This window comes from Nocardioides sp. CPCC 206348 (assembly GCF_048654705.1).
GTDB lineage: Bacteria > Actinomycetota > Actinomycetes > Propionibacteriales > Nocardioidaceae > Nocardioides.
Window position 1 is genome coordinate 4547 of the sequence record NZ_JBMCZA010000175.1, and the last position, 5526, is coordinate 10072.

General features: G+C 69.0%; 6 protein-coding genes. 4 read left to right on the forward strand and 2 right to left on the reverse strand.

The window, feature by feature from the left end; all coding sequences use genetic code 11:
• Positions 1–269 precede the first annotated feature (269 nt).
• Both ACOADB_RS13890 and ACOADB_RS13895 read left to right on the forward strand, forming a co-directional pair.
• Positions 270–506 (forward strand): hypothetical protein, encoded by a 237-nt coding sequence (locus tag ACOADB_RS13890; protein ID WP_378599585.1) that lies wholly within the window; start codon positions 270–272, stop codon positions 504–506.
• Positions 507–894: 388 nt separating this feature from the next.
• Complete coding sequence (locus ACOADB_RS13895) at positions 895–1584, forward strand: hypothetical protein (RefSeq protein WP_378599588.1); 690 nt, start codon at positions 895–897, stop codon at positions 1582–1584.
• Between the two features lie 29 nt (positions 1585–1613).
• On the opposite strand, the gene ACOADB_RS13900 is transcribed toward ACOADB_RS13895, so the two are convergent.
• Both ACOADB_RS13900 and ACOADB_RS13905 read right to left on the reverse strand, forming a co-directional pair.
• On the reverse strand, positions 1614–2495 hold the full coding sequence (locus ACOADB_RS13900; RefSeq protein ID WP_378599591.1) for an esterase/lipase family protein: 882 nt from the start codon (positions 2493–2495) through the stop codon (positions 1614–1616).
• Between the two features lie 25 nt (positions 2496–2520).
• Complete coding sequence (locus tag ACOADB_RS13905; RefSeq protein ID WP_378599593.1) at positions 2521–3300, reverse strand: esterase/lipase family protein; 780 nt, start codon at positions 3298–3300, stop codon at positions 2521–2523.
• Between the two features lie 130 nt (positions 3301–3430).
• On the opposite strand from ACOADB_RS13905, the gene ACOADB_RS13910 reads away from it, so the two are divergent.
• Both ACOADB_RS13910 and ACOADB_RS13915 read left to right on the forward strand, forming a co-directional pair.
• The gene (locus ACOADB_RS13910; RefSeq protein ID WP_378599596.1) at positions 3431–4621 is read left to right on the forward strand and encodes a PucR family transcriptional regulator; all 1191 of its coding nucleotides are present in this window, start codon (positions 3431–3433) and stop codon (positions 4619–4621) included.
• 134 nt (positions 4622–4755) lie between these two features.
• Positions 4756–5472 (forward strand): calcium-binding protein, encoded by a 717-nt coding sequence (locus ACOADB_RS13915; RefSeq protein WP_378599599.1) that lies wholly within the window; start codon positions 4756–4758, stop codon positions 5470–5472.
• Positions 5473–5526: the final 54 nt, after the last annotated feature.

A 5526-nucleotide genomic window follows, 5' to 3' on the forward strand; every position in this document is an offset into this window, starting at 1 on the left:
AGACCTCTACAGGCTCGAGCTTCGGTGAGCGACCACGGGGAGCGGCGTCCCGGGTGTCTGCGGCCAACGAGGCGCGGTTGAAGGAGATTGCAGCCCGCTTCGCACGGCCGCCCGCCACGCGGCTCCCGCTGCCCCCGCGACGCCGAAGGCGCTTGCCAGAGCAGCAGTTGGTCGAGCGACCGCGAACCACGTCCTGGACCCAGAGCGGAGTCGATCAAGCCGCCGAAGCGATCTGGCGCCGGGCGGGCCTGGGCGACGACGATGCTCCCATGGCGCAGAGGCTGCTCGACAAGGGAATCCTTCCGGAGGATCTCAACCTGATTATCCGCGGTCGGCGCGCCTCGGCCCGCCTGCGGGGAGGAGAGGATTCCTTTGCCAACCTCGTGGCGGAGATCAGGGAGGCTCGGTCCGCCCCCGATCGGAAGATCGTTCGCCCGGACACCAAGAGCGTTACCCGCAGGCCGAGCCGGGCGACTCCGGACGATCGTGGCGCCGAAGCAGGCTGACCGCTGCATGCGCTCCAGTGCGGCAGCCTTCATCGGAGGTCACCTTGACGCCACCGTCGTCGACCTCACGTAGATGATCGCGACACGTGTCGTGGGTGGTCGGTCCGCAAAAAGTCCGCAAACGGCCACGAAGCGGCACTTTGAAGCCAACAACGACAAACGTCACTCTTGCTGCGTTTGCGCAGGTCACAGGCGCTTCTCCGGCATCGTTCGGCAGTTGTCGACAGTGCCTGGAATCCCGTCGAATCGTCCCCCTGGTACTACTGAGGCGCGGATGCTGGTGTGATCGAGGCGCGGCCTGACGAGTCGGTGTGCGTGCCCCGTGTCCCCGGCACCAGTCTCTCCGCCTGCCGTCACCGAGCCCGCCTCTTCCTCTCGGAGTAGATCCATGCCCCACCACCGTCTCGTCCTGCTCGCCCTCGTCGTGCCGCTGGCCCTCAGCGCCTGCGGAGGTGGTGCCGACAACGAGAGGTCCGCTGACCCCGCTGGCGTGCTCTCGGCGGAGGCTCTCGATGACGCCCTCCTCCAGAGCGGCTCGACCGTCGGCGACGCCGAGGTGGGTCCGGAGGATCTGCCCGGGCTCGCTGACGACCGGGTGGCCGACCCGGAAGCGTGCCAACCCCTCTCCGCGATCGTCGACCTGGATCCGGAGCCCGTCCGGTCCGAGCGGGTGCAGGCGAAGACGCCGCGGCTCGGTCCGTGGGTGAACGTGCAGCTGCTGACCTACGCCGACGACGACGCCGAGCAGGTGTTCGCGCTGGTCGAGGACGCCCTCGAGGCCTGCGCCGGCGGTTTCGCCGAGGATCGGGTGCGCGACGTCGCGATCAAGATCGTCGTGCCGGAGTCCGTGTCGGACCGCGGTGACGAAGCGACGGCGTACGCCACGGTCTCGACCGAGGTCGACGAGGCCGATCCGGTCGAGACCATCGAGCACATGGTGCTGGTGCGCGACGGCCAGCAGTTGCTGTCGTTCCGTGCAGCGAGCGCCGGCGACGACGGGGGCGCCCGGGCGTTGCTCGCGGCGGTCGTGGACGCTCAATGGAAGCGGTACGCCGACCGCGAGGCTCCCGGCCACTGATCTGGGTCGGGAACCTCGCAGCCTGCGCGTCAGAACGGGGCCGGGAACACCACGGAGCACCGCATCGCCGGAGCGTTCTCGGGATCCAGCGCGCGCCTGATCAACAGGTTGACGTTGGGGTCGACCGCCATGGCGAGGTGGCCCGAGAAGTCGAACCCGCACTTGTCCTGCAGGACGATGTTGTTCACGCCCGGCTCGTCGATCCGGCCGTTGGAGTACGGCGTCACGACGGTGTCGTACTTCGACATGATCGAGGTGTAGGTGACACCAGGAACCGTGAAGCCACCCGCCGCCAGGTCGGTGAGGAACTGGTTGGGCGCGAGGAACTCCAGGCAGGACGCGCACTGTTCCCGGACGAACTGGGTGACGGCGGGCAGGAGCGGCATGGCTGCGTTGATCAGCGTGGTCAGGCCGTTCAGCGTGCTGCCCTTGACGTTGGTGCCGAACCCGGCGAAGTGCTTGACCTTCGCGGCCCCACCTTCGAACTTCAGGTAGTAGGTGGCGACCGTCGTCCCCTCGGAGTGGCCGACCAGGTCGACCTCCGCGGCACCGGTCGCCGCGAGGACCTCGTCCACGAACTCGCCCACCTCGACGGCACTGGTGCGCATCGAGCCGAGTCCTCCGACGAGCTCGCCGAACAGGCCCTCGCCGTAGGTCGTCGAGTACACGCAGTAGCCCGCGGCTGCGAGCTTCGGCGCGTGGTAGAACCAGTTGGTGACCGCCTGACCGCCGAGTCCGTGCAGCAGGACGACGGGCTCCGGGTGGGCCGCGCTCGGCTGGCAGGACCAGTCGTTCCATCCGCTGCTGGGCGCAGCCGCGCTGGTGGCCTGGGCCGAGGTGACGCCTGCTCCCGACAGGATCGTCACCATCGCGGCCGCTGACACCAGCGCCATCTTCTTGAACATCTTCATTTCCGCTCCCTCTTTGGTACTTCGCTCAGAAGGCGAAGCAGTTCATCTGGACGGGCCCGCCCTTGAGCGCGTCCACCACGCCGTCGACCACGACGGCGTCGTACGTGATCGAGAAGTGGTCGGCCCAACGCCAGGCGCCGCACTGCGACTGCACGGTGACGTTGGTGATGTTGCCGTCGCCTGCGTTCAGGAAGGCGTTCTCGTACGGCGTCGTGACGCTGTCGTACTCCGTGGCGATCGCCGTGTAGCGCACCGCTCCGATGGTGTCGTCGCCCGCGTTGAGGGCGGTGAGGTACGAGCTGCCGATCGCCTGCTGGGCGCAGCCGACGATGGCGAAGCAGCTGCCGCCGCCCCACTGGGTCGCGAGCGAGGCGACCTGGGTGCCGTAGTTGGGCGTGCCGTACATGACGAGCGAATCGACCTTCGCGTCTCCGCCGAGCGTCTTGACGTAGTCGCGCGCCATCACGCCGCCCTGGGAGTGCGCCACCAGGTCCACCTTGGCGGCCCCGGTCTCGGCCAGCACGTCGTCGATGAAGTCGCCCAGGCGTGCGGCGTTCGCGTGGATGTCGCCGGTCCCGTAGTCGGGGGCGGCGAACACCTCGACGTCGAAGCCAGCGGACACGAGTCGCGCCTGGAGGTAGGCGTAACCGACCTGGGCGGCGCCGGGCCCGTTGCCGAAGAGTCCCGGGACGATGACGACCGGATCGGCGGTGGCGGCCTCGGCGGGGGCCGTGACGGCGAGGACGGGGGTGGCGGTCAACATCCCGGCCGCCAACAGGCCGGCCAGCGTCTTGCGGAGCGTCATGGGTCTTCTCTCTCTTGCCGTGACAGGTACATGACGCCGAGTCTCCCTGTGCCCTTGCTCCACCGACATCGGCAGTTTGCCCACCTTTTCGGTTACCGTGCTGTGAGGTCATCACAACAAAGGAGTGTGGATGGAACTCGACGGGGACAGGCTCGAGGAGTTGATGCGGCGCCACCGTCGCCAGTTCGTCGACGCCGGCACCCGCGCCCTCGCCGCCGAGATCGAGCCGTACGCCGCCGTGCCGGGCGAGCTCCTGCACGGGGACGTCGCCAGGACCATCCGCAACAACATCGAGCTGTTCATCACGACCATCGCCACGGGCGAGTTGCCGGCGCCGCACGATCTCGAGGAGATCCGGGTCTCCGCCGCCCGGCGGGCCGAGGAGGGCCTCTCGCTCGAGATGATCATGGCGGCGTACCACCTGGTCGCACGGGTGGTCGTGCAGCGCCTGGCTGTCCTCGCCGGGCAGGAGCACGTCTCGCTGAGCACGGACCTGGTGGGGCGGATCACCGACTTCCTGGGCGTCGTCAGCGCGACCGCCGCCGGGGGATTCCTCGAGGAGCTCCAGCAGATCGAGACGGGCTCGCGCACGGTCGCCGACGGCATGCTCGAGTCCCTGCTGACCGGTGCCCCGCGCCCGGCGCTGGAGACGTACGCCCTGGCCGACGAGTACTCCGTCCTCGCCCTGTCGATCGCCCGCCATGCTGACGAGCTCCAGCCGGGGGTCGACGCCAGCATGGCCGCCCGGCGCAAGCTGCGCAGGGTCCGTTCCCTGCTGCGCGAGGTCTGCGACGGGCAACAACCGATGGCCTCGCTGACTCCTGCCGGCGGGCTCGCCCTCATCCCCCTCACGCCCGGCATCGCCGACGGGAAGGCACTCACCGAACGGCTCGAGGACGTCGCCCAGGCGCCGGTGACGGCCGCGGTGACCACGGCGGCACCCGATGACATCGCTGCTGCAGCACGGTTGACGAGGGAGGTCCTCGACGTCGTCCTCCTCCTGGAGCGACCGCCGGGCACCTACCGGCTGGAGGACGTCTCCTTCGAGTACCAGGTCACCCGTCCGGGCGCCGCGAGAACGGCCCTCGCCCGGATGCTCGCCCCCATCGGGGACGACCCCCTGCTCGCCACCTTGCGCGCCTTCCTGGCGACGGGCGGCAACCGGCACCGGACCGCGCGCCTCGTGTCAGCGCATCCGAACACCGTGGACAACCGCATGAGGAAGCTCGCCGGCCTGACCGGCTACGACCCCACCCGGCCCGACGACGCGACCCGCCTGCGGATGGCACTGCTCGCCAGGGACGCGGAAGCGCGCAGCTGAACGAGGACAGCAGGCGAACGCGCACCCCAGAAAAGAAAAGTGGAAGTTCTTGCAAGGTCAGGCAGAGCCGGCGCTCTTACCCACACGAGCCCGGCAGACGTCCGGAGCGACCATCTCACCTCCAAGGACACGCCATGACCACCAGCACCGCCTTCCGCTTCGCCGCCAAGTTCGCCCTCGTCGGCGCCACCGCCGTCGTCGGCCTCACCGCCACCGGCACCGCCGCCCAGGCCGCCCCCTGCACTGACGGCAACATCATCGTCGCGAAGGCCGGCGTCACCACGTACGGCACCGCCTGCGCCGACAAGATCTACGGCACCTCCGGCAACGACACGATCTTCGCCTCCGGCGGCGATGACGAGGTCCTCTCCGGCACCGGCGCGGACACCGTGTACGGCGGCAGCGGCGCCGACGAGATCTACACCGGCAGCGGCATGGACCGGGTCGAGGGCGAAGCCGGCAACGACTTCATCATGGGCGGCACCGAGAACGACTCCATCAACGGGGGCGCCGGTGACGACATCATCCGCGGCGAAGAGGGCAACGACACCCTCTACAGCTGGGCCGGCGTCAACGTGAACGACGGCTCCGACGACCTGTACGGCGGCGACGGCAACGACTACCTCAACGGGTACGAGGGCGTCGACTGGGTCGAGGGCCAGTACGGCGACGACACCATCGAGTCGCACGAGGTCACCCCGGCCTACGACCACCTGGTCGGTGGTCAGGGCAAGGACAAGTTCGCCGTGAAGGACGCGATCGAGCACAGCGCGGCCAACCGCGACAACGTCGACGTCGACAACTTCGACCCCGCGGTCACCAACAAGAACGCCGAGGACACCTTCCACTGATCCAGCGGATGCCCCTTCCGGACGCTCACCTGCGCTCGGCACGCACCAGATGCG

Coding starts and splice junctions, on each gene's coding strand:
- ACOADB_RS13890 (WP_378599585.1), top strand. CDS start 270: ATGGCGCAGAGGCTGCTCGACAAGGGAATCCTTCCGGAGGATCTCAAC.
- ACOADB_RS13895 (WP_378599588.1), top strand. CDS start 895: ATGCCCCACCACCGTCTCGTCCTGCTCGCCCTCGTCGTGCCGCTGGCC.
- ACOADB_RS13900 (WP_378599591.1), bottom strand. CDS start 2,495: ATGAAGATGTTCAAGAAGATGGCGCTGGTGTCAGCGGCCGCGATGGTG.
- ACOADB_RS13905 (WP_378599593.1), bottom strand. CDS start 3,300: ATGACGCTCCGCAAGACGCTGGCCGGCCTGTTGGCGGCCGGGATGTTG.
- ACOADB_RS13910 (WP_378599596.1), top strand. CDS start 3,431: ATGGAACTCGACGGGGACAGGCTCGAGGAGTTGATGCGGCGCCACCGT.
- ACOADB_RS13915 (WP_378599599.1), top strand. CDS start 4,756: ATGACCACCAGCACCGCCTTCCGCTTCGCCGCCAAGTTCGCCCTCGTC.